At 66.9% G+C, this 25,826-nt stretch carries 26 protein-coding genes and 1 tRNA gene; 15 read left to right on the top strand and 12 right to left on the bottom strand.

The annotated features are described in order from the left end of the window. The first annotated feature begins 174 nt into the window (after positions 1 to 174). Positions 175 to 843, top strand: coding sequence for an alpha-ketoglutarate-dependent dioxygenase AlkB family protein (locus JQN66_RS13955; protein WP_239464021.1), 669 nt, complete (start codon positions 175 to 177; stop codon positions 841 to 843). On the opposite strand, the gene JQN66_RS13950 is transcribed toward JQN66_RS13955, so the two are convergent. Next, on the bottom strand, positions 840 to 1,691 hold the full coding sequence (locus tag JQN66_RS13950; RefSeq protein WP_204675569.1) for an endonuclease/exonuclease/phosphatase family protein: 852 nt from the start codon (positions 1,689 to 1,691) through the stop codon (positions 840 to 842). The two genes, JQN66_RS13955 and JQN66_RS13950, sit on opposite strands and share 4 nt — an antisense overlap. Positions 1,692 to 1,865: 174 nt before the next feature. Between JQN66_RS13950 and JQN66_RS13945 the strand changes: the two genes are divergently transcribed. Further along, a complete protein-coding gene (locus tag JQN66_RS13945; protein WP_188949910.1) occupies positions 1,866 to 3,146 on the top strand; it encodes an MFS transporter in 1,281 nt (426 codons plus the stop codon). Here JQN66_RS13945 and JQN66_RS13940 read toward each other — a convergent pair whose 3' ends face one another. Continuing rightward, on the bottom strand, positions 3,147 to 3,572 hold the full coding sequence (locus JQN66_RS13940; RefSeq protein WP_188949908.1) for a VOC family protein: 426 nt from the start codon (positions 3,570 to 3,572) through the stop codon (positions 3,147 to 3,149). 192 nt (positions 3,573 to 3,764) lie between these two features. On the opposite strand from JQN66_RS13940, the gene JQN66_RS13935 reads away from it, so the two are divergent. After that, a tRNA-Ala gene (locus tag JQN66_RS13935) sits at positions 3,765 to 3,840 on the top strand. A gap of 146 nt (positions 3,841 to 3,986) precedes the next feature. Here JQN66_RS13935 and JQN66_RS13930 read toward each other — a convergent pair. Further along, the gene (locus JQN66_RS13930) at positions 3,987 to 5,351 is read right to left on the bottom strand and encodes an NAD(P)-binding domain-containing protein (protein WP_239464020.1); all 1,365 of its coding nucleotides are present in this window, start codon (positions 5,349 to 5,351) and stop codon (positions 3,987 to 3,989) included. A gap of 857 nt (positions 5,352 to 6,208) precedes the next feature. Between JQN66_RS13930 and JQN66_RS13925 the strand changes: the two genes are divergently transcribed. Next, entirely contained in the window at positions 6,209 to 6,979 is a 771-nt protein-coding gene (locus JQN66_RS13925) for an SDR family oxidoreductase (RefSeq protein ID WP_204675567.1), read from the top strand. Between the two features lie 16 nt (positions 6,980 to 6,995). Continuing rightward, positions 6,996 to 8,015, top strand: a complete 1,020-nt coding sequence (locus JQN66_RS13920; protein WP_188949977.1) for an L-idonate 5-dehydrogenase — start codon at positions 6,996 to 6,998, stop codon at positions 8,013 to 8,015. Between the two features lie 57 nt (positions 8,016 to 8,072). Here the strand turns inward: JQN66_RS13920 and JQN66_RS13915 are convergent, their stop codons facing one another. Then, positions 8,073 to 9,989, bottom strand: a complete 1,917-nt coding sequence (locus tag JQN66_RS13915) for a heavy metal translocating P-type ATPase (protein WP_239464019.1) — start codon at positions 9,987 to 9,989, stop codon at positions 8,073 to 8,075. A 38-nt stretch (positions 9,990 to 10,027) separates the two neighbouring features. Further along, positions 10,028 to 10,258, bottom strand: coding sequence for a heavy-metal-associated domain-containing protein (locus tag JQN66_RS13910; protein WP_204675566.1), 231 nt, complete (start codon positions 10,256 to 10,258; stop codon positions 10,028 to 10,030). A 122-nt stretch (positions 10,259 to 10,380) separates the two neighbouring features. On the opposite strand from JQN66_RS13910, the gene JQN66_RS13905 reads away from it, so the two are divergent. Then, complete coding sequence (locus tag JQN66_RS13905; RefSeq protein ID WP_204675565.1) at positions 10,381 to 11,064, top strand: Crp/Fnr family transcriptional regulator; 684 nt, start codon at positions 10,381 to 10,383, stop codon at positions 11,062 to 11,064. Between the two features lie 79 nt (positions 11,065 to 11,143). Here JQN66_RS13905 and JQN66_RS13900 read toward each other — a convergent pair whose 3' ends face one another. Together JQN66_RS13900 and JQN66_RS13895 are read right to left on the bottom strand one after the other, a co-directional pair. Then, positions 11,144 to 11,365, bottom strand: coding sequence for a hypothetical protein (locus JQN66_RS13900; RefSeq protein WP_188949898.1), 222 nt, complete (start codon positions 11,363 to 11,365; stop codon positions 11,144 to 11,146). A gap of 4 nt (positions 11,366 to 11,369) precedes the next feature. Beyond that, positions 11,370 to 12,554: a S8 family serine peptidase gene (locus JQN66_RS13895; RefSeq protein ID WP_204675564.1), complete on the bottom strand. Its 1,185-nt coding sequence runs from the start codon at positions 12,552 to 12,554 to the stop codon at positions 11,370 to 11,372. A 221-nt stretch (positions 12,555 to 12,775) separates the two neighbouring features. Between JQN66_RS13895 and JQN66_RS13890 the strand changes: the two genes are divergently transcribed. The 4 genes from JQN66_RS13890 to JQN66_RS13875 are packed head-to-tail and all read left to right on the top strand — an operon-like array spanning position 12,776 to position 16,750. Further along, entirely contained in the window at positions 12,776 to 13,984 is a 1,209-nt protein-coding gene (locus tag JQN66_RS13890) for an NAD(P)/FAD-dependent oxidoreductase (protein WP_204675563.1), read from the top strand. A gap of 2 nt (positions 13,985 to 13,986) precedes the next feature. Further along, complete coding sequence (locus tag JQN66_RS13885) at positions 13,987 to 14,892, top strand: P1 family peptidase (protein ID WP_204675562.1); 906 nt, start codon at positions 13,987 to 13,989, stop codon at positions 14,890 to 14,892. A 45-nt stretch (positions 14,893 to 14,937) separates the two neighbouring features. Then, a complete protein-coding gene (locus tag JQN66_RS13880) occupies positions 14,938 to 15,381 on the top strand; it encodes a universal stress protein (RefSeq protein WP_204675561.1) in 444 nt (147 codons plus the stop codon). Positions 15,382 to 15,385: 4 nt separating this feature from the next. After that, the gene (locus JQN66_RS13875) at positions 15,386 to 16,750 is read left to right on the top strand and encodes a mycothione reductase (RefSeq protein ID WP_204675560.1); all 1,365 of its coding nucleotides are present in this window, start codon (positions 15,386 to 15,388) and stop codon (positions 16,748 to 16,750) included. Here JQN66_RS13875 and JQN66_RS13870 read toward each other — a convergent pair. Both JQN66_RS13870 and JQN66_RS13865 read right to left on the bottom strand, forming a co-directional pair. Beyond that, positions 16,747 to 17,085, bottom strand: a complete 339-nt coding sequence (locus tag JQN66_RS13870) for a CHY zinc finger protein (RefSeq protein ID WP_308425071.1) — start codon at positions 17,083 to 17,085, stop codon at positions 16,747 to 16,749. The two genes, JQN66_RS13875 and JQN66_RS13870, sit on opposite strands and share 4 nt — an antisense overlap. Next, positions 17,078 to 18,109: an alcohol dehydrogenase catalytic domain-containing protein gene (locus JQN66_RS13865; protein WP_204675559.1), complete on the bottom strand. Its 1,032-nt coding sequence runs from the start codon at positions 18,107 to 18,109 to the stop codon at positions 17,078 to 17,080. Before JQN66_RS13865 ends, JQN66_RS13870 begins: the two co-directional genes overlap by 8 nt. 50 nt (positions 18,110 to 18,159) lie before the next feature. On the opposite strand from JQN66_RS13865, the gene JQN66_RS13860 reads away from it, so the two are divergent. The 4 genes from JQN66_RS13860 to JQN66_RS13845 are packed head-to-tail and all read left to right on the top strand — an operon-like array spanning position 18,160 to position 21,648. After that, positions 18,160 to 18,849, top strand: coding sequence for a tyrosine-protein phosphatase (locus tag JQN66_RS13860; protein WP_204675558.1), 690 nt, complete (start codon positions 18,160 to 18,162; stop codon positions 18,847 to 18,849). Beyond that, positions 18,846 to 19,937 (top strand): ROK family transcriptional regulator, encoded by a 1,092-nt coding sequence (locus JQN66_RS13855; protein ID WP_188949884.1) that lies wholly within the window; start codon positions 18,846 to 18,848, stop codon positions 19,935 to 19,937. The genes JQN66_RS13860 and JQN66_RS13855 overlap by 4 nt, the downstream gene beginning before the upstream one ends. 57 nt (positions 19,938 to 19,994) lie before the next feature. Beyond that, positions 19,995 to 20,789: a polyphosphate--glucose phosphotransferase gene (gene ppgK, locus JQN66_RS13850; RefSeq protein ID WP_204675557.1), complete on the top strand. Its 795-nt coding sequence runs from the start codon at positions 19,995 to 19,997 to the stop codon at positions 20,787 to 20,789. A 43-nt stretch (positions 20,790 to 20,832) separates the two neighbouring features. Then, positions 20,833 to 21,648, top strand: coding sequence for a Cof-type HAD-IIB family hydrolase (locus tag JQN66_RS13845; RefSeq protein ID WP_204675556.1), 816 nt, complete (start codon positions 20,833 to 20,835; stop codon positions 21,646 to 21,648). Here the strand turns inward: JQN66_RS13845 and JQN66_RS13840 are convergent, their stop codons facing one another. From JQN66_RS13840 to JQN66_RS13830, 3 genes are read right to left on the bottom strand one after another with little or no spacing between them, the layout of a single operon-like run. Further along, complete coding sequence (locus JQN66_RS13840) at positions 21,649 to 22,857, bottom strand: amidohydrolase (RefSeq protein ID WP_204675555.1); 1,209 nt, start codon at positions 22,855 to 22,857, stop codon at positions 21,649 to 21,651. Between the two features lie 10 nt (positions 22,858 to 22,867). After that, positions 22,868 to 23,587, bottom strand: coding sequence for a hypothetical protein (locus JQN66_RS13835; RefSeq protein WP_204675554.1), 720 nt, complete (start codon positions 23,585 to 23,587; stop codon positions 22,868 to 22,870). Between the two features lie 9 nt (positions 23,588 to 23,596). Next, positions 23,597 to 24,343, bottom strand: a complete 747-nt coding sequence (locus JQN66_RS13830) for a DUF5058 family protein (protein WP_188949874.1) — start codon at positions 24,341 to 24,343, stop codon at positions 23,597 to 23,599. 239 nt (positions 24,344 to 24,582) lie between these two features. Between JQN66_RS13830 and JQN66_RS13825 the strand changes: the two genes are divergently transcribed. Then, positions 24,583 to 25,548 (top strand): Lrp/AsnC family transcriptional regulator, encoded by a 966-nt coding sequence (locus tag JQN66_RS13825; RefSeq protein WP_188949872.1) that lies wholly within the window; start codon positions 24,583 to 24,585, stop codon positions 25,546 to 25,548. Positions 25,549 to 25,826 lie beyond the last annotated feature (278 nt).

Here is a 25,826-nt window from a genome sequence, read left to right as displayed (position 1 = left end):
TCCTACGTACGGATGCTTCGAAAGTCCCCTTCTCCCTGCCTTGGCGTGGGAGAAGGTTGTCCAGAGCACATATTTACCGGCTTCTCTCGGCCCGCGGGGTCCTGGTGCTACAGTCGGTGGCGATGCGAAACCCGCAGCGGAACGGACCTTCCGCAGACAGGAGACGGGCACCCGGTGGACTTTCTCTTCGATGACAGCGCGCTGCCACGCGAGCCCCGGCAGCTGCGCCCCGGAGCATGGCATGTGCCCGGCTGGCTTTCGCCGGAAATGCAGTCCTGGATCATCAACAGGTTCTTCGAATGGGGCAATGGCCCGGTCCCGCCGCACCAGACACTGGTCAACGGCCACCCGATGAGCGTGCAGAGCCTGTGCCTAGGCTGGCACTGGAGCCCCAGCAGCTATTCGCGCACTGCCGACGACATCAATGGGGCTCCGGTAGCGCCGATGGAACCGTGGCTGGTGGAGCTCGGCCGGCGGGCGGTGCGCGACGCGACGGGGGACCCGGTTAAGGCGCAGTCCTATCGGCCCGACGCGGCCATCGTCAACTACTACGACGTGAACGCCACGATGGGCATGCACCAGGACGCTGAAGAGCGAATCAATGCCCCGGTGGTCTCACTGTCGCTGGGCGATTCGTCGACCTTTCGGATGGGAAACACCGAACATCGCAACAGGCCCTGGCAAGAGGTGCGTCTTGCCTCGGGAGACCTGTTCGTCTTCGACGGACCGGCGCGCTTCGCCTATCACGGGGTGACGCGGATCCACCCTGGAACTGCGCCGCAAGGATGCGGGCTGGGCAGCGGGCGCATCAATATCACCTTGCGGCAGACCGGCCTCTCCTAGTCGTCAGCCAGGTCCACGGAAGCGCGCAGGGCGTAGTGGTCCGAGTCTCCGGCAGGAATGCGTTCAAGCGAGGTGCCGGCGATGCCGCGGACCATGACGTGGTCGATGCCGAGCATGGCAAAGGGGGAACGAGGCCAGGTCATCGCCGGTCCCCACGCGCTGTAGTGCACGTCGTCCAACTGTTCCGCGACCGGCGCGAAGTGGCGGTCAGTTGAGGTGGCATTGAAGTCGCCGGCTGCAATGACTTTGGACGAAGGATCCTTTTCCACATAGTCAGTCAAGGATGCGAGCATGGTGTCCCGCTCGTCATGGCCAGTCGGACGCGCCGAGGCTGCATGGACCGCATACACCCTTACCGGCCCGGAACCCGTTTCTACGTCGGCCCGCAGTGCACGGTCCCAGCCCAGACCCAAGTCCAGCGGTTCGGGGTTGGACAGCGGGTAGCTGCTCCACAGGCCGACGGTGCTCACCGAGTAGTAGTACGGATGACTTGGCTTCAGCTCGTCCGTGACCAGATCGATTTGCCCCTCGCCCAGCTCTTGGAGTGTAATGACCTCGGCTCCCGAGCCGGCCAAGGCGCGGGCAGAAGTCACCGCATCCTGATGGACGTTTTGCGAGGCGACAACCAGGGTGTCCTTGCCATCGACAGCTGCGGAGGGCAGGGACTCGGGGCCGAAAAGCACGCCCCAGACAACGGTTGGCACAAGCAGAGCAACGTAGGTTCCGCGCCCGCCCACGGCGATGGTCATGAGCAGCAGAACAAGAATGCCAAGCCCGAGCCATGGGGCCAGGTTGTCAAGGATGAGTCCCAGACCCGCGACGTCGGGTATCTGCTGGTGGAAAGCCATGAGCGCAGCAAGGCCGAGGCACAGGAGGATAACCGTGAGTCGTGCCAGAATTCGTAATGCCGACAACCGGCGGCGTGATGCTTTGGACATTGGACTTCCACAGTGCCACAGAAAACGGCGGGAATCGAAATTTTCCTCAGCGTTGCCTGCAACTACGATGGAAGTCAGGCGTCGATGAAGCCGTGCCATCCCAAAACTCCCAAGGATTCAAACGTGACTACTTCTGCGCCCAGCAAATACTTATTCGGTGGCCGGTTGTTGCTGGCCATTCTTGCCTTGTCCATGGGCGGGTTCGGTATCGGCGTCACCGAATTTTCGCTCATGGGCCTGCTCCAGGAAGGCGCCGCCGACCTGTCCGTGAGCAATTCACAGATGGGCCTGATGATCAGTGCCTACGCCATTGGCGTTGTTATCGGCGCCCCGGTGCTGACCGCGCTGGCCGCCAAGATTCCGCGCAAGCGCGCAGTCCTGCTGTTAATGCTCTTCTTCACGATCGCGAACCTTTCGTCGGCCTTTGCCCCTGATTACGGAACTATGCTTGTCACCCGGTTCCTGGCCGGCCTGCCGCACGGCGCCTACTTCGGTTTGGCCGGAGTCCTGGCCGGCTCGCTGGTGCCCGGCAGCATGCGGGGGCGTGCCATTGCCTGGGTGATGCTTGGGCTCTCGGTGGCCAATGTTGCCGGAGTCCCGCTGGTCACCCGGTTGGGGCAGCTGACCGGATGGCGGGCGATGTTTGTTGTTGTCGCCGTGGTCGGTTTGATCACCATGCTGATGATCGCTGCGTTCGTTCCTTGGCACAAGGCGGAAGCTGGCGCAAGCATGCGCCGCGAACTCTCGGCGTTGAAGAACGTCCAAGTATGGATGGCCATGGGAACTGGCATCGTGGGGTTCGGCGGCTTCTTCGCCGTGTACTCCTACATCTCGCCGACGCTGACCGAAGAAGCAGGGCTGGATATCAATCTTGTTCCATGGGCCCTTGCGCTCTACGGGTTGGGCATGGTCGTCGGCTCGCTGGCCGGAGGGCGCCTAGCCGACTGGTCGATTTTCGGGTCCATCAAGCTGACCAACCTGATCATGGTCGCAGCCATGCTGGTCTTCGCGGCCGTGACCAGCTGGATTGTCCCCACGCTCATCATGGTCTTCGTTCTGGGCGCGGTGGGCTCGCTTTTGATTCCCAGCCTGCAGACCCTGCTGATGGACTCGGCTCCCCATGCCCAGTCGTTGGCCGCTTCATTGAACCATTCGGCGCTCAACGTCGCCAACGCCTTGGGTGCGGCACTAGGTGCTGCGGTGATTTCCGCTGGCTTCGGCTATCGAGCGCCGTCCATAGTCGGTGCGGGACTGGCTGTACTTGGCTTTTTGCTTGCCTGGGCAACCCAAATCAGGGCGAAGAAGATCGGCCTGCTCGTGGGCAGCGAAGCCGTCGCCGCCCGCGAACAGGCCGATTCCAAGTAATTACGAGCGCACCGCGGAAATATTGAACATCCAGGTGACGCCGAACTTGTCGGTCAGCTGGCCGAAAGAGTCGCCCCAAGGAGCGGTTGCCAGTGGGACGTCGATCCGCGCCCCGTCCGACAAACCGTCCCACCATTTCTGCAGTGGGGCCGAGTCTGCTTCGTCCGTGCCGTCGCTGCTGAAGGAAACGGTGCCGTTGGGCATGAGATTCATTTCCGGCGGGGTATCCGAAGCCATGAGGTGAACACCGCGGTCCACGAAGAGGGACGAATGCATGATCTGGTCGGTTGTTGCCGGGCGATCATCATTCATTCCTTCTTTGAAAGTCATTAGCGACAGTTCTCCGCCGAATACCGAGTTGTAGAACTCCATCGCTGCGCGTGCGTCACCAGCGAAGCGCAGGTAAGGGGTCAGTCCAATGCTCATGGGAGTGCGCCTTTCGAATTAGGTAGGGGGACCGATCGGCCCTCGGGGAAGATTCTGCCACCCGCAACCGACAAAGTGAATAGCGTCCTGTGACCAGCGTCTCTGACGGTGGATTTGGTGTTTCTGAAGCATCTCCGGTAGAGTTTTATCTCGGTTCGAAGGTGATGAAAACCTGAAAAACCACCTTCTTTTGGGGGTATGGCGCAGTTGGTAGCGCGTCTGCATGGCATGCAGAAGGTCAGGGGTTCGAATCCCCTTACCTCCACCAAAAGGGAAATCCCGGAAGTCTTAGGACTTCCGGGATTTCTTTTTGCCAGCGGTTCAGTGCTTGCTGGATACCCAATGGCCGGGTCGGCACGCGCGATGCGCGTTCCGACCCGGCCTGGAGCAATTCAGTTGTTGTGCTCTGCCGAATTATTTCGAAGCAGTGGTTGTAGAGCTGTCTTTGCCGCGGACGATGCGGTCCAGTTCGTCCTCTTCCGGGTAGGACAGGTAGCGTTCCAAGGAGTCATCCAGTTCCCGAAGCCACGGCGTGTGGTGTTCGCAGGCCATGGTTCCGGTCATGACCGAAGGATAGACCTGATCTCGGTAGTTCAAGATGTTGTGCTGCTTGTCGTTCTTCCAGGCCAGGAATATGCGGGCGACCTCATCCAGGTCGAACATCGGATAATCCGTCTGTTCGATGAGGTCGCGGATATAGTCGGCCTGGAAATGGACTTCGTCGGCCGCGCTGCTGAGATTCTCAAGGCGCTGCGCCCACTGATCCATGTCTTGCTTTTGGTCGGACCGCGAGGGAAGCTGCGCGTCGCCTAGAATGACATCGCGAACATACCAAGCCTGCGCATCGAACATGTTGAAGGTAAACCATTGGTCTTGTGCACCGAGGTAGAACAACTGGTTGTTTGCCTCGCTGACCACGCCGCGGTACAACGACTTGGGATACAGGTTGTTGGGGGAGGACAGGGCCAGATCCGAGGGCAGGAACGGATAGTGGTGCAGGTAGCCGGTGCACAGAATGACCGCGTCGAACTGGCCTTCGGTGCCGTCCGCGAAGTGGGCGGTGTTCCCCTCGAAGCGCGTGACCAGAGGGCGCTCTTGGATGCCTTCAGGCCACTCGTATCCCATCGGGGCGGTCCGGTAGCTCATGGTCACCGAGCTTGCACCCATCTTGAAGGCCTGGATTCCGATGTCCTCGGCAGAGTAGCTGGCTCCGATCAACAGGACGTTGCGGCCGGCGAGGCGTTCGGCGCCACGGAAGTCGTGTGCGTGGATCAGCGTGCCTGGGAAGGTTTCAATACCGTCGAAGTCCGGGACGTTGGGGAAGCTGAAGTGTCCGGAGCCGATGATGACCTGGTCGAATTCGTTGCTTTCGGTGATGCCGCTAGCCAGGTCTTCAACAGTGACGGTGAACTTCTGGGCGCTTTCGTCGAACTGAACCCAGCGAACCACTGTCGAGAACCGGACGTACTTCTTGACGTCCGACTTCTCGGCGCGGCCGTTGATGTAGTCCCACAGCACAGCACGCGGCGGATACGAGGAAATCGGGCGGCCGAAATGCTCGTCAAAGGTGTATTCGGCGAATTCCAAGGCCTCCTTGGGGCCGTTGGACCACAGGTTGCGGTACATGCTCGAGTGGACTGCTTCGCCGTACTTGTCGATGCCGGTGCGCCAGCTGAAATTCCACTGGCCACCCCAGTCATCCTGCTTTTCGTAGCAGACGATTTCCGGGACCGAGCGACCGGCCTTGCGAGCCGATTCGAAGGCTCGCAGCTGAGCCATTCCGCTGGGTCCTGCTCCGATGATTGCAACGCGTTGTGACAAGCGTACCTCTCCGGCATTTCAGCCTAATAAGTTACTCCTTGCGCGGCGAAAAAATGTTCAAATTCAACTGGGCTGCGCCACGCGGAACCTCAAATAAGCACCAGTCGAAACCCGACGGGTCACGCTGAAATAGCTCCCACGCGCCGGGCGTAAATCTCGTTCAGAAACGAGTGTGATGGATCAAGTCTAGCAGATCTTGAGATTGGACGACCATAAAAGCCCAAATCAACAGATGTTTTTGGTCGATTATATTCATTGTAGTGAGTTAAGATGACAAGCTCAGCGCGATATCCGACCCTTAGGTGGCAGGCTATCCGCCATCTTCATGTCCTGGGGCATTTGCTCCCGAAAAACCCGAGATTTCGGCTCTTGATTCAGCGAGAATTTAGTGTTGAATTATCGTCGAAAATGACGAGTAAATTGGGTCTGAATCGGGGATGGCCTCCCGCGATGCTGTCGCCCGTGTTGCCCTCCAAACAGGGCCTGCCGTCCAGCGCTATCGCGCCCGGTTGCCCATGCCCGTCGACGCTGCTGCAGGGCAGGCCGGGGCAGGATGCCGGGTGCGTGGCAATGCGACCGTGCGGTCGGTGATGTCATTAACGAGGGTGCTGGGTGGGGTGTTGGTTTGTGAACGCTTCGACGGGCCGTTAAAACCAGATTTATTATCGAAAATCTTAAGTTAAGTCTGTTATATTTGGCGTGGCGATGAGGCCCCAACTAGATTCCAGCTGCCTGCTGGTCGGCGGGAACATTCGTCGCCGACAACTGACATGTGATGGCAGCACGCTGTCATCGGAACGGGGAAGCTGGCAAGCATGAGCAATCTATTCGACCTCACGGGCAAACTGGCCTTGGTCACCGGATCATCACGGGGCATCGGCAAGGAGCTCGCCCGCGGTCTGGCGGATGCCGGGGCCAGCATCGTGCTGCACGGGCGCGATGCCGACCGGCTGGCTGCAACAGCCAAGGAATTCTCCGAGGTCTACGGGCCGCAGCGCATCCACTCCGCTTGCTTCGACGTCACCGATGACCAAGCGGTCCGCACCAACATCGGGAAGATCGAGGAAGCCATCGGGGCCCTGGACATCCTGGTGAACAACGCCGGAATCCAGCACCGCGTGCCACTGCTGGACCTCGCGGTCCAGGACTGGCAGCGTGTTCTCGACACCAACCTGACTAGCGCCTTCCTGGTCGGGCGGGCTGTGGCCCGCGGCATGGTGCAGCGCGGGGCAGGCAAGATCATCAACATCTGCTCCGTCCAGACCGACCTGGCGCGACCGACCATCGCCGCCTACACCGCGGCCAAGGGCGGCCTGCGCAACCTCACCCGCGCCATGACCGCGGAGTGGGCCGGTTCCGGCCTGCAGATCAACGGCATTGCTCCGGGCTACATCCACACCGAAATGACCCAGAACCTGGTGGACGACGAACAATTCAATTCCTGGATCCTGGGACGTACCCCTGCCGGTCGCTGGGGAACCGTTGCCGACCTGGCCGGCCCTGCCGTTTGGCTGGCCTCCGACGGATCGAGCTTCGTCAACGGCCAGACTATTTTCATTGATGGAGGCATGAGCGTTGTCGTCTAACCTGAATGAACAGACCATGGCAGTGGTGGCCCACGCCGCCGGAGACCTCCGCGTCGAGCAGGTCAGCCTTCCTGCACCCGCCGCAGACCAGGCACGCGTGGCCATCGCCTATGGCGGCATTTGCGGCTCGGACCTGCACTACTGGAGCCACGGTGCGGCCGGCGAATCGATTCTGAAGTCACCCATGGTGCTGGGCCACGAAATCGTCGGCACCATCGTGCAGGCCGCGGCCGACGGCACCGGCCCGGCCGCCGGCGCTCGGGTTGCCGTGCATCCAGCGACTCCAGCAGAGACCGGGGAACCCTATCCGGCTGACCGGCCGAACCTCTCGCCGGGATGCACCTACCTCGGGTCGGCCGCGCGCTACCCGCATACCGAAGGCGCTTTCGCCACCGAGGTGAATCTGCCCGCCCGCATGCTGCGCGAACTTCCTGCGGGACTCTCCCTGCGTGATGCGGCACTGGCGGAACCGGCCGCGGTGGCCTGGCATGCGGTCTCCCGGGCAGGTGAGGTGGCCGGCAAACGCGTCTTGGTGATCGGGGCCGGCCCCATCGGCGCCTTGGCCGTTGCGGTGCTCAAACGCGCCGGGGCCGCCGAAATCATTGCGGTGGACATGTTCGAGGCGCCGCTGGACATCGCCGTCCAGCTGGGAGCAACCCGCGCACTGCGTGCCCCGGAAGTCGAGGAGGTCGCTGGAATCCATGCGGACGTGGTCATCGAAGCCACCGGCAACTACCGCGGGCTGGCCTCGGCCGTGCGCGGCGCGGTCCGCGGAGGACGCGTGGTCATGGTCGGGTTGCTGCCTTCCGGTGAACAGCCTGCGCTGATTTCACTGGCCATTACCCGGGAACTGGAACTAGTCGGTTCCTTCCGTTTCAACGGAGAAATCGACGAGGTGCTGCAGGCGCTGGCCGATGGATCGCTGCAGATCGGCGCCGCCGTCACCCACGAATTCCCCGCTGCCGAGGCCTTGGCCGCCTTCGAAACCGCCAAGGATGCCTCCGTCTCCGGCAAGGTGCTGCTGGACTTCCAGTAGTCGCCGCAAGGCAACGGCCCGCGACATGATCATGTCGCTGGCCGTTGCGCGTTCCGGTCAGCCGGCCAGCGCCACCGGCTGCTTCGCTGCGGCGGGTGCGCGGCGCGAGCCGGTGTCGCGCAGCAGCCGCATCGCGTTGGCGATGACCACCAGCACCGACAGCTCGTGCACCAGCATGCCGATAGCCATGGTGACTCCTCCGGCGAACACCCCGGCGAGCAGCAGCGCCACGGTGGCCAGGGCGATGACGATGTTCTGCCGCATGATGGACACGGTCCGTTTGGCGAGGGTGATCGCCTGCGGCAGGCGCAACAGGTTGTCGCCCATCAGCGCGATGTCCGCGGTCTCCACCGCGACGCCCGAACCGGCGGCGCCCATGGCTACGCCGATGTCCGCCGTCGCCAGTGAGGGGGCGTCGTTGATGCCGTCGCCCACCATGGCCACGGTGTGGCCCGCGCGCTGCATCGCTGCGACCGCCTGCAGCTTGTCCTCCGGCAGCAGCGAGGCATGCACCTCGTCGATCCCGACCCTGCGTCCGATGGCCTGGGCCACGAGCGGCGTATCGCCGGTGAGCATGAGCACCTTCACTCCGGCGGAATGCAGCTGCTGGACCATCGCCGCGGCATCCTCGCGCAACGCGTCGGCCACCGCCAGGACTCCGATCGCGGCGCCGTCCAAGGCGATGACCATCGGCGTCTTTCCATCCGCCGCCAGCGTTTCCGCGGCGGCCTGGGCTTCGCCGCGGCGGGTCTGGACGCCGTATTCGTCCAGCAGCGGCAGGTTGCCCACCAGGATCCGTCGACCGTCGAGCTGCGCCTCCAGGCCCATGCCGGGAACCGTGGTGATCTGTGGGATGCCCAGTGGGGCACGGCCGGCCTCGATGATCGGCTTGGCCAGCGGGTGCTGGGACCCTGCCTCGGCCGCCGCGGCCCAGTCGAGCACTTCCTGCCGCTTCAGCGAAGGATCCAGCACCACCACGTCGGTCAGCTGCGGGCGCCCCTCGGTCAGGGTGCCGGTCTTGTCCACGGCCACGGCGGTGATCTTCGCCGAGGTTTCCAGGAACTCTCCGCCCTTGATCAGGATGCCGTTGCGCGCGGCGCGGCCGATGCCCGCCACGATGGCCACGGGGATGGAGATCACCAGGGCGCCGGGACAGCCGATGACCAGCAGCGTCAGCGCCAGCACCAGATCCTGCGTCAGCACGCCGGCGACGGCCGCAAGCAGGATGATGCCCGGGGTGTACCAGCGGGAGAAGCGGTCAAAGAACGCCTGGGTGCGGGCCTTGGCGTCCTGGGCCTCTTCCACGCGGTGGATGATGCGGGCCAGCGTGGTGTCGGCGCCGATGCCGGTTGCCTTCACCTGGATGAAACCGCCGCGGGAGATGGTGCCGGCGAACACGGAATCTCCAGCTGACTTGTCCACTGGAATCGATTCTCCGGTGATGGATGCCTCATCCAGCGCCGCGGTGCCCGAGATGACCAGTCCGTCCACCGGAACCTTGGCCCCATGGGCCACCAGCACGGTCTCCCCGCTGCGAACCGATGCAGCCGGAACCTCCTGCTGGCTTCCATCCCGCAGCACCAGCGCGGTGTCCGGGGCAACCGCCACCAGCTCGGCCAGGGCCGAACGGGTTTTGTTCAGGGTCGCGGTTTCCAGCGCGTGGCCCACGGAAAACAGGAAGGTGACGGCCGCGGCCTCCCAGAAATTTCCGATAGCCAGCGCGCCCAGGGCGGCGATGGAAACCAGAAGATCGATGCCGATGACCTTGGCACCCAGCGCCCGGATGGCATTGGCCAGGATCTTGTATCCTGCCACCGCGGCCGCCGCGATCATGAACAGGTCGCCCAGCGCGAAGCTTGCATCGCCCATCCACCATTGGCCGAACGGCAAGACGCCATTGGCATTCATTGCGAAAGACACGAGAATCAGTGCGCCGGAGATGATCGGCACCTTCCACCGTGCGAGCCTATTCACTGTACTGCTCCCTTGCTGCGTGTTGTTGGGGCCTGCGGCTAGAACGCGGAGACGGCCGAGGTGTACCCGGCCTTGCCTACCGCGTCGACGAGGTCCTGTGCGGAGACCTTCGCGCTGTCGTGGTCTACCTCAATGCGCGAGGACGCAAAATGCACCTTGACCCGGTCCACGCCGTCAAGGCGCCCCACCTGCTTCTCGATCTTGGCGACGCACGAAGGGCAGGAAAAGCCTTCGGCGCGAAGGACCGTATGGGTTTGGGTGGCAGACATGGCATTCATCCTTTTCTCGGTCGGGTACGGATTGTTCCGTGCCTTGTACCAGCTACGTTAGCCATCCGGGATCGAGGATGCCTTGACGTAGGTCAAGTCGTCCGCGCCGCTAAGCTGGGGGCATGTCCAGCAATGACTTGTGTGTGGCGCGAGTGCCGATTTTCCAGGGCTTGGATCGCAGCCAGCAGGAACACGTGGCCGAATTCGCCACACCCCTGCATGTGGAGCGGGGGACCATCGTGGCCTCCCCGGGGCAGCAGCAATCCCGTTTGCTGGTGCTGCACACCGGAAAACTCAAAATCAGCCACGGTACGGCCGGCGGGCAGGAGCAGGTGCTGCGCACGGCCACGGTCGGGGATGTCGTTGGGGAACGCGCGTTCATCACCGGGCAGTTGTCCACTGATTCGGTCACCGCGCTGGAGGACAGCCAGATGTGCGTCTTCGACCACCGGGATCTGGCACGGCTGCTCGGCGAATACCCGGACATCAGCCAGCGTATGCTGCGCACGCTTTCGGACCGTTTGGCGTCCACCGAGAGGCTGCTTGCCGCCATCACCTCCAGCGACGTCTCCGCCCGGGTTGCCGCCTACCTGCTCGACCAGCCGGCGAAATTCGCCAACGGCATTGCACGCATCACTCTTCCCATGGCGAAGAAGGACATCGCCGCCTATCTGGGCACTACCCCCGAAACCCTCAGCCGCCGGCTGGCCGCCTTCGCACAGGACGGAAGCATCGAGCTGGCCGGACGTCGGGAAATCAACATCCTGGACGTCGAGGCCTTGGAAGAGGCGCTGCTGGAAGAATAGCCGCCAATCGCGAACCAAGCCGCGCTCGCACCGCATGGCCGGCGGCGGCATGCGATGCCGCCCCCGGCCATGCCAGCTCCTAGAGCGCCTTGTACCGGCGTTCGGAATCGACGGATTTGACGCAGTCGAGGTTCTTGAGCTCCTTGACCCGTTCATCGGGCGCTTGGCCGATGACTTGCCCGAGCATGCCCAGCACCTGCTGGACTTCCAGCCCGTGGGACTCCAGCTGGGTGACCGCAGCGGGCATGTTGCTGGTGTAGGTCTCGGAAATCGTCACGATGAACGTGCGGTGGGAAGCCATGGCCCTACGCCTGCTCCTGCGCTGGTTCCGGCGACCTGGTCAGGCCGGCTCCCACGTCGACGGAGAACTGCTCCAAGCGCCTGGCCTGCTGCACCAGCTCGGCCCACAGCTCGCGGGCACGGTACCCGGTGGCCTCGGCCAGCAGCGCAGCCACGCCGGCCACGTGCGGGGTGGCCATGGAGGTGCCGCTGATCGTGTTGTAGCGCTGTGCGCCCGGCCAGGACGAGTAGACCTTGACGCCGGGACCCGAGATGTCCACCTGCCCGCCGCGGCCCGGAAGGGTCCGTGCGGAGAACGGCGCCACCTGCAAGCCGGAGTCCAGCGCGCCGACCGCCATGATGTAGGGGCTGTTCGCCGGTGCTCCCACGAATCCCGGATCGTTGGAAGCGCGCTTGGCGTTGTTGCCCGCCGCGGCGATGATCAGGGTTCCCTGCTCCAGCGCCCGGCGTCCGGCGGTGACATAGGGAGGGTGGACCTCGCGGACGTCGGCGCCCAAGGACATGGAGATGACGTGGCATTCGTTCTGCAGCGCCCAGTCGATGCCGGCCAGGATCATGGAGTCGGTGCCTGACCCGTTGTTGCCCAGCACCTTGCCGGCGAAGATCTCCGCACCGGAGGCGACCCCGTAGCCGCGGCCCGACTCGACCGTGCGCGGCCCGCAGGAGGTGCCGATGCAGTGCGTTCCGTGGCCATGGCCGTCCGCGGCGTCCTCGCCGGCCGCGAAGGACTTGGTGGTGACGCTGCGCCCGACGAAATCGGGGTGCTGCGCGTCGAACCCGGTATCCAGTACTGCAACCTTGATGCCCGCGCCGGTGTACTGCGAATTCGCGGCCTGGACCGCCTGCAGGCCCCAGGTGAACTCGTCGTTGTCCGCATAGCTGGTGGGTTCGTCCTCGGCTTCGGTGAGGATGTGGTAGGTCCTTTCCGGAACCACGCGGGCCGGCAGGCGCTCGCCGGCCATGCGGGCCGTGAACTCGTCAAGCTGATCCGGTGGGGAATCCACCACGGCGATGCCCAGCCGCGGGAAGTACTCCGTTGTCTGGTAGCCCGCGGCAGTCAGCACATTGGGCACCTTGTCCTCAAGGGCTGCCATGCCAAGGGTCGATGGGTGGTCGGATGTCGGCGAATCGAAAATCAGTACGTAGCGGCCGGAAACTTCCGCGGTGGGTTGGCTTTCTGGGGTAATCATGACGCACTCCTCGCTCTGGTACTTAGCACTGTAGCCCCAGCGTTCCGACAGATAAAGGGGCGGCAGCCCATTAGCGGCTCCCGCCGGCTGAAACACGCGTACAGCTTCCGAGGCGGCAGGGCCCGGAACCTGCAAAGGTCCTGCGCGAACCCGCCGCAGTCATTGCCAGCGGTGCGTTGACATGTGAGGATCAAAGGACACCTACGCGTGAAAGGCGATCGATGAATCCGGAAACGATTGTTGTCATTGGCGCAGGGCTGGCCGCGGCCACCCTGGTCTCCGAGCTGCGCTCCCGCGGGTACGACGGGGTGCTGCGGCTGATCGGGGACGAAGCCTCGCTGCCCTATGAACGCCCGCCGCTGTCCAAGGGGTACCTGCAGGGCAACGACGCGGTGGCGGACTTCACCGTGAACACCGCCGCCTGGTACGCGGAAAACCATGTTGATCTGCGCTTGGATACCCGCGCCATCAGCATCGACCGCAAGCACCAGCATGTGGTGCTGGCCGACGGCACCACCGTCGACTACGACGCGCTGGTGCTGGCCACCGGAGCGCGCCCGCGGCTGGGCGGGGACGAGCCGATGGCCGGGCACGACCTGCCCGGGGTGCACGTGCTGCGCAGCCTGGCGGACGCCGACGCGCTGAAATCCGCGATCACCCAGGGCAAGCAGGTCGCGGTGGTCGGGTCGGGCTGGATCGGGATGGAAGCGGCGGCCAGCGCCCGCGCGCTCGGGGCGCGGGTGACCGTCTACTCCCCGGACGAGGTGCCGCTGTCCAAGGTCTTCGGCGAACGCTTCGGCCACCATCTGCTGGAACTGCACCAGGGCCACGGGGTGGATGTGCGCACCGGCACCCGGGTGCAGGGCATCGAGCTGGTGGACGGGCATCTGCAGGTCATCTCCGACATCGGCAGCAGCCGCGCCGACGTGGTGCTGCTGGCCATCGGCGCGGTGCCCAACGTGGAACTGGCCGAAACCGCCGGACTGGAGGTGGACCGCGGGGTGGTCGTGGATGCCTCGCTGCGCAGCAGCGACTCAAGGATCCTGGCCATCGGGGACGTCGCCCGGGCATTCAACACCAGGCTGCGCCGCCAGCTGCAGGTGGAGCACTGGGACAACGCGATCCGCCAGGGCAAGCTCGCGGCCGCCACGCTCACCGGGGCGGAGCAGTCCTACGACTGGCTGCCCTATTTCTTCACCGACCAGTACGACCTGGGCCTGGAATACGTCGGGGACGCAGCGCCGGGGGACGAGAGCGTGCTGCGCGGCTCCCAAGACGAGTTCATCATCTTCTGGCTGCGCGAGGGCCGGATCACCGCCGCCGCCAACGTGAACATCTGGGACGTGAACGACACGCTGCGCGAGCTGGTGGGCCGGACCATCGACCCGGCGCGGCTGGCGGACACCTCGATCGAGCTGGGGGACTTGTAGGCATGGCGGCCTCCGGAGCGCTGGAGGTGACAGTGCCCGGGGTGGGCATCGGGCACTGGAGCACCGAGGGCACCGGGTGCACCGTGGTGCTCTTCGAGGAGGGCGCCGTCGCCTCGGCGGAGGTGCGCGGCGGGGCCCCGGCCTCCCGCGAGCTGGACGTGCTGGACCCGCTGATGACCGTGCAGCAGGTCGACGCGGCCCTGCTCACCGGCGGTTCGGCCTTCGGGCTGGCCAGCGCCGACGGGGTCATGCGTTTCCTGGCCGAGCGGGGGCGCGGGGTGCAGACCCCCGCCGGGAGGGTGCCGATCGTGCCGGCCCTGGGCCTGTTCGACCTGGCCGAGGGCACCGCCCGACCGGACGCCGAGTCCGGCTACCGGGCCGCGGCGGCGGCCGCGCAGCCCGAGGCGGCGCACCGGGTTGAAGTCGGGCTGCTGGGCGCCGGAACCGGGGCCCGCGCCGGACGCTGGCGCCGGGAGGACTCCTACCCGGGCGGGCTGGTCTACGCCGAGCAGCGCCTCGGCGAGCTGGTGGTCGGCGCGTTGTGCGCGGTCAACGCCTTCGGCGACGTGCTGGCCCCCGGCGAAGCGCCGAGCCTGGACTCCGCGGCGGCGTTCGCTGCGCTGGCAGCGGCCGAACGCGACGCGGGCACGGCGCCCCCGCGGACCAACACCACCATCGGTGTGGTGTTCACCAACGCGCGGCTGGACAAGACCGGATGCCGCATCATTGCCCAGGGCGCCCACGACGGACTGGCCCGGGCGCTGCAGCCGCCGCACACCCGGCTGGATGGGGACGCGTTCATCGCCGCCGCCACCGGCCGCGTGGAGGCGGACGTGGACACGGTGCGCCTGCTGGCGATGACGGCCACCGCCCGCGCCATCGCCTGCGCGGCGCGCAAAGATGCCTGAGCTCCTGGAACAGGGTAATTTGGTAGTCAGAACGAAGGAGCGCCCATGAGCACTGTTGTAGTCGGCATCGAACCCGGCCAAGCCCCATCCGTCCTGAGCACCGCGGCGTCGCTCGCCGCGGACCTGAAAGCCACGGTCCAGGTGATCTACGCGGATTCGGGCCGGTACGTCACCGAACGCCTCCCGGAGCACAACGTGCTGGGCACCGCCGAGGCCGACTTCCCGGCCGAGCTGGCCGAGCTGGTCGCGGAGCACCTGTCCGGCGTGGACTACGAGTTGCACAACGTGCCCGGCGATCCCGCCAAGGTGCTGATGGCGGTGGCCGAGGAGGTCGATGCACGCATGATCGTGATCGGCACCCGCCGCCCGGGCATCCGCAACAAGCTGGCCCAGTTCATCGACGGCTCGATCGCGGTGGCGCTGGCGCAGAAGCAGACCCGCCCGGTGCTGGTCGTGCCGCAGCAGATCATCGACCTGCCGGAGGCCTAGGCCCATGGATTTGGCGATTGTGGGCTCCGGCTCCGGCAACTCGTTGCTCACGCCGTTCTGGGACGGCAAGCAGGTCGCGATCGCCGAATCCGGCGTTTTCGGCGGCACCTGCCTGAACGTGGGATGCATCCCCACCAAGATGTTCGTCAGGCCCGCCCAGCTGGCGCGGACCTGGCAGGAAGCCGAAAAGCTGGGTGTGCAGCTGCCGCCCGGGCGCGCGGACTTCGCCTCGATCCGCGACCGCATCTTTGCGCGCATCGACCCGATTTCCGCCGGCGGGCTGGAGTACCGCCAGCAGGCAGGGAACGTCACGGTGCTCGGCGAGGTGCAGCTGCTCGACGAGCGCACGCTGCGCACCGCGGACGGCACCGAAATCCGGGCCGAGCAGATCGTGCTGGCGGCCGGCTCGCGTCCGGCGCTGCCTGACATCGAGGGCATCGACCTTCCCGGGGTGCACACCTCGGACACCATCATGCGCATCGAGCAGCCGCGGCGGCTGCTCGTGATCGGCGCCGGATTCATCGCCTGCGAATTCGCGTCGATCTTCGCCGGCCTGGGCACCGAGGTCACCCAGCTGGTGCGCGGGGACAAGCTGCTCAAATACCTCGACGACGAGATCTGCCAGGCCTTCAACACGCAGGTGGACTGGGACGTGCAGCTGCACGCCGAGCCGCAGTCAATTGCCGCCGGGCCCGAGGGCCTGAACGTGCGCACCGGAGCGGGGACCTTCACCGCGGACGCCGTGCTGGTGGCCACCGGCCGCCGCCCGAACACCGAATTCACCGCCCCGGCCGGACTGGACCTGCATCCGGACGGACGGCTGCAGGTGGATCAGTTCCAGCGGGTGCTGCGCGGCGGGGAACCGGTGGCGGGCCTCTACGCGCTGGGGGACATCAGCGGCGAGCAGCAGCTGAAGCACGCGGCCAACCACCAGGCGCGCGTGGTCGCCCACAACCTGGAACACCCGGACGACCTGCGCGAAGTCTCCGAAGCGGCCATTCCCGCGGCGGTCTTCACCCACCCTGAAATCGCGCATATCGGGCTGACCGAGGCCCAGGCCCGCGCCGAGATCGGCGAGCACATCACGGTCAAGACCCAGAAGTACGCGGACACCGCCTACGGCTGGGCCATGGAGGACGACCAGGGCCTGTTCAAGGTCGTCGCGGATCAGCGCGACGGGCGCATCCTGGGCGCCCACGTGCTCGGCTACGAAGCGGCGAACCTGATCCAGCCGCTGATCACCGCGATGAACCTGGGCATCGATGCGCACACCCTGGCGCGCGGGCAGTACTGGATCCACCCGGCGCTCATGGAGGTCGCGGAGAACGCGCTGCTGGGGCTTGACGTCCCGGAATCCGGGCGGCTCTAGGGCCGCTGCGGCAGCTCGAAGTACAGCGGGGCGTGCGCCTTGCACCCGGGGTTGAACAGGGCCTGGCAGGCCGGGCAGGATCCGGCGCCCAGGTACTCGGACGCGGTCATCCGGTGCGCGCACACCCCGCACAGCACCGCCGGTTCGGCGCCCCGCGCCGCCGGCCACGGCACCGCCGGGTGGTCCGCCAGTTCCCGGTGGCACAGGTGGCAGGGATACCAGGTCTCGCAGCAGGCATGGCGCAGCGCGATCACGTCGATGAGCTGGCGGTAGTGCGCGCAGCGGGTCTGCGAATCCATGCCCACCCCGCGCAGCGGCAGCGGTCCGCTAGCCACGCAGCATGACCTTGAGCGATTCGCGCGCCTCCATGGCCGCGTAGCCCGCGGCCACCTGCGCTAGCGGCAGCACCGAGTCGAAGACCTTGCCTGGCTCGACGCTTCCCTGGAGCACCCCGGGCAGCAGTTCGCCGATATAGCTGCGCACCGGGGCCACCCCGCCGGTCAGGGTCACATTGGGGCCGAAGAACTCGCGGCCCACCGGTCCGGTGGCGTACTGCGGCACGCCCACCCGGGAGATGGTCCCGCCGGGGCGGACGATGCCGATGGCCTGCTCGAAGGCCGGCAGCAGCCCCACGGCCTCCAGCACCTTGCCCGCGCCGTGGCCGGTCATCTCGCGCACCGCGGCGATGCCCTCCGCGCCGCGCTCGGAGACCACGTCGGTGGCGCCGAACTCGCGGCCCAGCTCCGTGCGGTCCGCATGCCGGCCCATCAGGATGATGCGCTCGGCGCCCAGCTGCTTGGCCGAGAGCACCGCCAGCAGCCCCACCGCGCCGTCGCCGATGACCGCGACGGTGTCGCCCGGGGACACCCCGGCGCTGCGCGCGGCGTGGTAGCCGGTGCCGTAGACGTCGGACAGCGCCAGCAGGCCGGGCAGCAGCGCCTCGTCGACGGCGGCGTCGACCTTGAACAGCGTGCCGTCGGCCAGCGGGACGCGGATGGCCTCTGCCTGGCAGGCGGAGGTGCGCGAATTGGTGCGGCCCCAGGACCCGGCGTGCAGGCAGGAAGTGGTCAGCCCCTGCCGGCAGAATTCGCAGCTGCCGCAGTTGATGGTGAAGGGGGCGATCACGAAGTCGCCGGGTTTCACCGTGGACACCGCGGAGCCGACCTCGGTGACCCGGCCGACGAACTCGTGGCCGATCGGGCGGGGCGTGACTGCCGGGCCGTGGTAGGGGTGCAGGTCCGAGCCGCAGATGCAGCTCGCGGCGATGTCGACCAGGGCGTCGGTCGGCTCCACCAGCGCCGGGTCCGGTACCTCGCGCAGTTCAACCGTGTAGTCTCCGAGCAGATAGGTGGCGCGCATGATGCTCCTTGCGTTGGCATGGGTTGCTGGTTCAAGCCTAGGATGTGAGCATGTTCCTTTCCAACCTCCGTGAAGCAGGTGGGATGCCTGCAGCGGGCGGGCGCATCGCCTCCGGGGTGCTCTTCCGCTCCGCCGCCCCGCACCTGGTCGACCAGCCGCTGGCCGACTGGGTGGCGCAGCAGCGCATCGAGCGCATCTTCGACCTGCGCAGCACCCAGGAGACCGGCTACCTGCCCGGCTTCCCGGACAGCTTCGCCGGCACCACGCGCACCCACCTGCCGCTGCTGGAAGGCGCCGTGGGGCACCTGGCCACGCTGGATGACATCTACGAGCCGCTGGTCAAGGCGCACGGCCCGACCTGGGCCACGCTGGCCGCGGGCATCGCCGAATCCCGCGCCACCCTGGTGCACTGCACCGCCGGCAAGGACCGCACCGGCGTGGGCGTGGCCATGGTGCTGATGGCCGTGGGCGCTGACCGGGACGCGGTCATGGAGGACTACGCGGCCTCCACCGCGGCGCTGTCCGGCGACTGGCTGGCGGCCATGACCCGGCGCATGGGCGAGCACGGGGTGGTGATGACCGAGCAGATGCGCACGCTGCTGGTCGGGACCTCGGTGGAAGGGCTGGACAAGGCGCTGGACGCCGCCCGCCGCACCGGGTCGATTGCCGACTACCTGCTTTCCCACGGGCTGGGCCGCGCGCAGCTCGAAGCCCTGGGCGAGAAGCTGGTGGTCAGTTGAGCACCGAGAGCGCGGGCCCGCGCGCCCTGGCGGCGCTGACCGACGAGCGGGTTTTCGGCCTGCTGGCCCGGGACCCGGCCACCCGCACCGAGATCTCCGCCCAGCTGGGGATCTCCAAGCCCACAGCCTCCCAGTCGATCCTGCGCCTGCAGGAGTTCGGGCTGGTCTCCGAGGGACGTTCCAGCGCGGAGGGAAAGCGCGGGCGCATCCCCGAACGCTACGCCCTGCGCACCGCTTACGGGCATGTGCTGGGGGTGGACCTGAGCGCCGAGCGGCTGGCCCTGCGCGCCAGCGACCTGGCCGGCACCGTGCTGGCCGAGCGCTCCAGCCCCGTGGAGACCTCCACCGGCGCCGAGCAGCTGCTGGATACCGCCCGGGCGTTGCGCGACGAGCTGCAGGCCGAGCTGGGCACGCGGCGGCTGGCCACTGGCATCAGCCAGGCGGCCCCGGTGCTGCACGCCGGAAACGGGGCCGCCCGCGTGGTGCCCACCCCGATCTTCGCGGCCTCCGGCGCGGACCTGGCCGGGCTGTTCGATGCGCGCAGCACGCTGCTGGACAACGACGTGAACTGGATGGCGGTGGCGGAATACGCCGGACGGGCCGGCTCCATGCTGCTGCTGTACCTCGGTGCGGGCATCGGCTCTGCGCTGGTGATCGAGGGACGGCTCTACCGCGGTCGCCACGGGCTGGTCGGCGAGCTGGAAACCCAGCGGCTGCAGGGCCGCACCCTGCTGGAGCACCTGGATGCCGGGGGACTGGTGGACACCCGGGTCCTGTTCGAGAAGCTGAGCGACCCGCAGCTGTGGCCGGCGCTGATCGAGCCGCTGGGACAGGTGCTGGGCAACCTGCTGGGCTACCTTGATCCCGACGCGCTGGTGGTCACCGGCCCCGGGGCCAGCGCCGCGCTCACGCAGAAGCTGGCGGACCGGCTGGTCGGCCTGGTGCCGCTGGCGGGCCCGGACATCGGATATTCGCCGCAGGGCGGCGCCGGGGCGCTGGACGGGGCCCTGGCCGGGGCGCGCCGCTACGCCCTGGCCGAGGTGTGGAACGCCTACCGCCAGTGGCAGCCCGGCAGGCCCTGCCATTGACCGCACGCCGGGCGCTAGATACTGTAAAGAGTCCTTAATATTTTGAATGGAGTTCACATGTCAGCTGCCGCCACGGCCTCGCCCTATACAGCCATCGGCCTGGATATGGGCGGTTCGTCCATCAAGTACGGCATGGTGGACTCCGAAGGGAAGCTCGTCGAGAGCACCTTCAGCCATGCGCCCACCCCCGCCGGCGCGCATCCGGACGCCGTCGCGCAGGCGATGGCGCAGATCGTCGCCGACCTGCGGCGGACAACCGGCAGCGAGCTGGCCGGCCTGCCGGTGGGCGTCACGGTGCCGGGCATCGTGATCGACGGGGTGGTGCACTCCGCGGCGAACATCGACAAGGCCTGGATCGGGCTGGACGCGGTCGCCCTGCTCGGCGGCGTGCTGGGCCGGAAGGTGAGCGTGCTGAACGACGCGGATGCCGCCGGCATGGCCGAGGTCTTCGCCGGCGCCGGCAGCCTCGACGGGAAACCCCGCGCCGGCAGCACGCTGGTGCTGACCCTGGGCACTGGCATCGGCTCGGCGTTCTTCCGCGACGGCCTGCTGTTCCCGAACGTCGAATTCGGCCACCTGGAAATCGACGGGGTGGACGCCGAATCCCGCGCCGCCGCCCGGGTGATCCGCGAGGAGAACCTGAGCTGGGAGCAGTACATCCAGCGCCTGCAGCGCTACCTGTCCCACGTGGAATTCCTGTGCAGCCCCGATTTGATCGTGATCGGCGGGGCGGTCTCCGAGGACCACGAGAAATTCATGCCGCGGCTTCAGCTGCGCGCGCGCATCGTGCCGGCGCAGTACAACAACGCCGCCGGCGTGCTCGGCGCCGCGCACCGGGCGATGAACCACTAGGGATCCGCCCCGCCACCGGCACCCGCCACCAACAAAGGAACCGATGCATACCATTGACCCCGCCGCCTGCCTCAAGCTCGTCGCCGTCGACATGGACGGCACCTTCCTGGACGGGGCCGGGCTGATCCCGGACGAGGCCTGGCAGGTTATCGCCGACCTGCAGGAGCGCGGGGTGCATTTCGTGCCGGCCTCGGGCCGCCAGTACGCGACCCTCAAGCAGCAGTTCTCCCGGCTCGGCGACATCCCGATCATCGCGGAGAACGGCACCGTGGTGATGCGCGGGGATACCGAGGTGTACTCGAACATCATCGACCCGCAGCCCGTGGCCGCCGTCGTCGACGCGGTGCGCGGCCAGCAGGCGCTGGATGCCGGGTTGGTGCTGTGCGGGCGGCGCACCGCCTACGTGGAGCGCCGCGACGAGGCCTTCGCCCGGTCCATCGCCCCGTACTACCGCGCGGTGGAAGTGGTCCAGGACCTGCACCAGGTGGGCGACGAGATCATCAAGATGGCCGTGAACGTGGGCACCGGCAAGGTGGCGCAGATGGCCGCTGCGCTGGATGTCCCGCTGCAGGTGGTGGTCTCCGGGAGCCATTGGGTCGACGCGATGAACCGCGGCGTGCACAAGGGCCTGGCCCTGGGCCGGCTGCGGGAGTCGCTGCAGGTCACCGAGGAGCAGACCGCGGTCTTCGGCGACTACCCGAACGACCTGGAAATGATGGGCCAGGCGCGGTATTCCTTCGCCATGGCCAACGCGCACCCGCTGGTGGCGCAGGCCGCGAACTTCACGGCCCCGGCCAATACCGAGCACGGGGTGCTGCAGGTGCTGCGCGCCTACCTGGAGGGGCGCAGCAGCCTGTAGCTAGCGGCCCACGTAGTGGCGGATGCCGGCCAGCGCCGCGCGCACGCCGGTGTCCAGGGCGCCGCGGTACTCGGGCAGGAAGAACGGGGAGTGGTTGCCTGCCGGGGACGGGTCCGCCGGATCCGCGCCGCCGAACATCCAGAACACGTTGGGCACCCCGATGGCGTCGCCCAGCGCGCCGAAGTCCTCGGACCCCATCAGCGGGGCCGCCAGGTCCACCTGCTCCGGGCCGAATTCCGCCGCCAGCGCGGCGGCGATGTTGCCGGTCTGCTCCGGGTCGTTGTACAGCCGCGGGAACCGGTACAGGGTGGTGATCCGGGGCTGCGGGGCGGCGGAAGCGGCCGCCTCCGCGGTAATGATGCGGTGCACCGCGGCCAGCACCTTCTCGCGCACCGGCTCGGTGAGCGTGCGGATGTTCAGGGTGAACACCGCCCGGTCCGGGATGATGTTCTCCTTCAGGCCCGCGTGAAAGGAACCGCAGGTGACCACCGCGGCGTCCCGAGGGTCCAGCTCGCGCGAGGTGATGGTCTGCAGCCGGGTGATGATGTGGGCGCCGAGCACGATCGGGTCGATCGAGTCCTGCGGCTGGGAGCCGTGGGCCTGGGTGCCGTGCAGCGTGACCTCCAGCGAATCCGCCAGCGCCATGGCGGATTCCGGTGTCAGCCGGATGCTGCCGGCGGCGAAGGGGAAGACGTGCTGGCCCAGTACCGCCTCGGGCCGCGGGGCCTTGTCCCACAGCCCGTCGGCCAGCATGGCCGCCGCCCCGGCGCCGGTCTCCTCGCCGGGCTGGAAGATGAAGACCACGGTGCCGGACCAGCCTGCGGCGCCCCGCGCCAGCACCGCGGCCGCGCCCAGCGCGCTGGCCACGTGGGTGTCGTGCCCGCAGCCGTGCATCAGCGGCACCTCGGTGCCGTCCGCCAGCTGTCCCACCGCGGTGGAGGCGTAGTCCGCGCCGGTGGCTTCCTTGATCGGCAGCCCGTCGGAGTCGGCGCGGAAGGCGATGACCGGGCCGGGGCCGTTGCGCAGCACGCCGACCACGCCGGTGCCGCCGCAGCGGAAGTGCTCGATGCCCAGCTCGGCCAGCCGGGATTCGATGTAGGCGGCCGTCTGATGCTCCTGCATGGACAGCTCGGGATTCGCATGCAGGTGCAGGTAGTCCGCGTGGACTGCTGCCTGGATGTCGGAGGTGAGTTCGAGGGTGTGGCTCATGGCGGTTTTCCTAGTTCTCGGTGGCGGCCTGGGCGGTGCGCTGGCGCAGCACCCAGGAGAAGACGATGGAGGCGGCGACGACCAGGGCGGTGGCGAAGGGGCCGACGGCCGGGACCAGCGGGATGACCACGAAGTTCACCAGCAGGGCCGCGGCCACCGCGATGATGGTCGGGCGCAGCGCCTTCATGGAGACGATGCACTGCACCAGCACCGCGCCCATCAGCGCCGGCAGGATGTACAGGCGGGCGACCTCGATGACCTCGACCGGGATGTTGTGCACCAGCCAGGTGCCCAGCACGCCCACGAACAGCAGCAGGCTGGTCAGGTGCACGGTGGCCGCCCCGCAGATGGCCATCACCGCGGCCAGGTCGCCGCGCTTGGTGCCGGGTTTGGCGTTGATGGCCGACTGGGCCACGATGGCCGCCGGCAGCAGCTTGTTGGAGATGTTGCCGATCATGAACGCCTGGTACATGGCGGCGGAGCCGAGGATCGGGAAGTAGGTCAGCGGTTCGACCACCCACAGCACCCCGAAGGTGGCGGCCACGGCCAGCAGCGCGACCCAGACCATGCTGGCGGTCACTTCCATGCCGCTGAAGAAGGCGATGTAGATCGGGCCGGCCAGCGAGAGGATCAGCCCCAGGGTCATGGTGATGGACCCGTAGCGGCTGGTCTGCCGGTCGAAGCGCTCCATGGAAGCAGCGGCGCTGGAGGAAAGCGAGGTTGAGCTCATGATCGGTCCTTAGGCGGTGTGCAGGAAGTAGGCGGAGACGAGGGCGATGACGATGGAGATGCCCAGCGCCCATTCCTTGAGCCATTTCTGGTTCAGGGCCTTGGCCAGGTACAGGCACAGGCCCATGGACGCGGCGGAAATCCCGACGAGGATCAGGTGCACGTTGGACTTCGGCAGTTCGGCGATGGTCAGCGCGGAGAAGGCGCCCAGCAGCGCGGCGGTGGGGATCAGCGCCATGACCGCCGGGTTGCGCTTGGCCAGCGACTTGCCGCCCTTCTTCAGCAGCGGGGTCATGATCAGCGTGCACAGCATCCACATCGCCCCGGACAGGCTCATGGCCATGAACGCGACGGCGAAGACCTGCTGGGTATAGCTGTCCCCACCCAGCGACGCGCCCATGGTGCCGGCGGCGATGCTGGCCGAGGCGGTTTCGGCGGCGGCCGAGCCGATCAGGCCGATGCGCACCAGCACCGCCGGGGTGCCGAACAACGCCAGCAACGCGATGGCGACCAGCACCACGGCCAGCGAGGGGCCGATCGAGGCCACCGCGCCGGCGCGGAATGCCTCTTTCAACTCCCGGGCCGGCATCTCGATGTGCGGAGCGGCGGCCTTGGCGGCCTTGGCGTAGAGCACCGTCTGGACGAAAATGACGGCGAAAACGCCCAGGATGCAGATCCAGAGGATCGGCGTATTGGCGATGGCCCAGATGTTCGTCGAGCTCGGGTCGGCGGCTGCCACGGCGAAAGGCGTTTGCATGGTGGTTCCTTGCGGGGAGGTCGATGCGGAGTGTGAGGTGGATCTCGTTGCTTTAACGGTCGCCCTTCCCGGCCCCTATTGGCAAGAATTGGGGATTCTCGCCAATTTTCTGTCGATTTCCCCCGTTTCAAGGAATCCGGAGCCGTTTGTGAGGGCAATTGGCAGCTGAAATCGCCATCTGTCCGCGGCCCGGCCGACAGATGTTGCGTTGCCGGCGAAATAGCCCGACAGTTGAAGTCATGGTTGATCTTCAGGTGTTGGGCGAACTCGAGCAGCGCATTGTCATGGCCCTCCAAGTCGACGGCCGGGCCACCTGGCGCAAGATTGCCAAGGTGCTGGACGAGCCCGAACGCACGGTGGCCCGCCACGGGGCTGCGCTGCTGGAGGAGGGCATGGTGAACATCGCCGCCATCCGCCACCGGGCCGGAGCGGTGATCGCGGCCCTGAACTGCGTTCCGGGCACGGTCCCGGTGGCCAGCGAGGCGCTGTCCGCCCGGGCGGACACGAGCTTCACCTACATGGTGACCGGCCAGAGCGACGTGGTCAGCGAACTGCACTACGACGGGGGACTGGACGAAATCCTCACCCTCCAGCTTCCGGCCACTCCCGGGCTGAGCCAGATCCAGGTGTACCCGATCCTGAAGTTCTTCAAGACCATCAGGGGCTGGCAGGCCGGGAACCTGTCACCGGCTCAGCTGCGGATGCTGGAGCCCGAATTCGGCGGCGAACGTACTGCCTGGCAACCGGCCGGGGAACTGGACGCAACAGACCTGACGATCATCGAAGCGCTGCGCCGGGACGGCCGGGCGAGCATCGAGGCGATCTCGCGACAGGTGAAACTCGGCGAATCCTCGGTAGCTCGCCGGGTGGAAGCGCTGCTGCGCGGCGAGCACATCAGCATCCGCACCCTGGTCGAACCGGCCCTGCTGGGACTTCCCGTCGAAGCGCTGCTGTGGGTCCAGGTCTCGCCGGAGCACATCGACGACCTCGGCCAGCGCCTGCGCGCGCTGCCCCAGGTCCGCTACCTGGCTGCCATCGCCGGGGACGCGCAGCTGCTGGTGGACGTCACTGTGCCGTCGCAGCAGGACTTGTACCGGTTCATCGCGCAGACCGACTGGGGCCAGCTGGTGCAGATCCGCACCTCGCTGGTGCTCGGGGCCCGAAAGCGCGGAGGACGGCTGACCACTCCGACAACCGCCCGATAGCAGCGCGAAGGGCCTGCGCCGCCGAGGCCCCAGCGGGGAACAGGCGCATCCAGTGCCGCATCCAGCGCGGTAATCCGGGAGTTTTGCCGCGTCGTGCCGTCGCGCGGGGACCGCAGCCGCGCCCCGGGTAAACAACAGGAAAATTCTTGGCTGATAGCCGATCAAAATCCGTCATATGTGCTTCTGCTCATCAATCTGCGGCCAATTTCGCCTATTGTCTCGATTAGAAGGCAGCGCAGGACGCTTCCGTCACCGATCAAGTATCGGTTCGTGCTGCA

It is taken from the genome of Glutamicibacter protophormiae, from assembly GCF_016894325.1.
Lineage (GTDB): Bacteria > Actinomycetota > Actinomycetes > Actinomycetales > Micrococcaceae > Glutamicibacter > Glutamicibacter protophormiae.
This window is presented reverse-complemented; position numbering and strand designations above follow the sequence as displayed.

Coding starts and splice junctions, on each gene's coding strand:
- JQN66_RS13900 (WP_188949898.1), bottom strand. CDS start 11,365: ATGGCTTCCCACCGCACGTTCATCGTGACGATTTCCGAGACCTACACC.
- JQN66_RS13950 (WP_204675569.1), bottom strand. CDS start 1,691: ATGGCTTTCCACCAGCAGATACCCGACGTCGCGGGTCTGGGACTCATC.
- JQN66_RS13890 (WP_204675563.1), top strand. CDS start 12,776: ATGAATCCGGAAACGATTGTTGTCATTGGCGCAGGGCTGGCCGCGGCC.
- JQN66_RS13825 (WP_188949872.1), top strand. CDS start 24,583: ATGGTTGATCTTCAGGTGTTGGGCGAACTCGAGCAGCGCATTGTCATG.
- JQN66_RS13920 (WP_188949977.1), top strand. CDS start 6,996: ATGGCAGTGGTGGCCCACGCCGCCGGAGACCTCCGCGTCGAGCAGGTC.
- JQN66_RS13905 (WP_204675565.1), top strand. CDS start 10,381: ATGTCCAGCAATGACTTGTGTGTGGCGCGAGTGCCGATTTTCCAGGGC.
- JQN66_RS13940 (WP_188949908.1), bottom strand. CDS start 3,572: ATGAGCATTGGACTGACCCCTTACCTGCGCTTCGCTGGTGACGCACGC.
- JQN66_RS13910 (WP_204675566.1), bottom strand. CDS start 10,258: ATGTCTGCCACCCAAACCCATACGGTCCTTCGCGCCGAAGGCTTTTCC.
- JQN66_RS13945 (WP_188949910.1), top strand. CDS start 1,866: ATGAAGCCGTGCCATCCCAAAACTCCCAAGGATTCAAACGTGACTACT.
- JQN66_RS13830 (WP_188949874.1), bottom strand. CDS start 24,343: ATGCAAACGCCTTTCGCCGTGGCAGCCGCCGACCCGAGCTCGACGAAC.
- JQN66_RS13925 (WP_204675567.1), top strand. CDS start 6,209: ATGAGCAATCTATTCGACCTCACGGGCAAACTGGCCTTGGTCACCGGA.
- ppgK (WP_204675557.1), top strand. CDS start 19,995: ATGTCAGCTGCCGCCACGGCCTCGCCCTATACAGCCATCGGCCTGGAT.
- JQN66_RS13860 (WP_204675558.1), top strand. CDS start 18,160: ATGTTCCTTTCCAACCTCCGTGAAGCAGGTGGGATGCCTGCAGCGGGC.
- JQN66_RS13895 (WP_204675564.1), bottom strand. CDS start 12,554: ATGATTACCCCAGAAAGCCAACCCACCGCGGAAGTTTCCGGCCGCTAC.
- JQN66_RS13865 (WP_204675559.1), bottom strand. CDS start 18,109: ATGCGCGCCACCTATCTGCTCGGAGACTACACGGTTGAACTGCGCGAG.
- JQN66_RS13880 (WP_204675561.1), top strand. CDS start 14,938: ATGAGCACTGTTGTAGTCGGCATCGAACCCGGCCAAGCCCCATCCGTC.
- JQN66_RS13930 (WP_239464020.1), bottom strand. CDS start 5,351: ATGGCTCAGCTGCGAGCCTTCGAATCGGCTCGCAAGGCCGGTCGCTCG.
- JQN66_RS13875 (WP_204675560.1), top strand. CDS start 15,386: ATGGATTTGGCGATTGTGGGCTCCGGCTCCGGCAACTCGTTGCTCACG.
- JQN66_RS13835 (WP_204675554.1), bottom strand. CDS start 23,587: ATGAGCTCAACCTCGCTTTCCTCCAGCGCCGCTGCTTCCATGGAGCGC.
- JQN66_RS13845 (WP_204675556.1), top strand. CDS start 20,833: ATGCATACCATTGACCCCGCCGCCTGCCTCAAGCTCGTCGCCGTCGAC.
- JQN66_RS13885 (WP_204675562.1), top strand. CDS start 13,987: ATGGCGGCCTCCGGAGCGCTGGAGGTGACAGTGCCCGGGGTGGGCATC.
- JQN66_RS13840 (WP_204675555.1), bottom strand. CDS start 22,857: ATGAGCCACACCCTCGAACTCACCTCCGACATCCAGGCAGCAGTCCAC.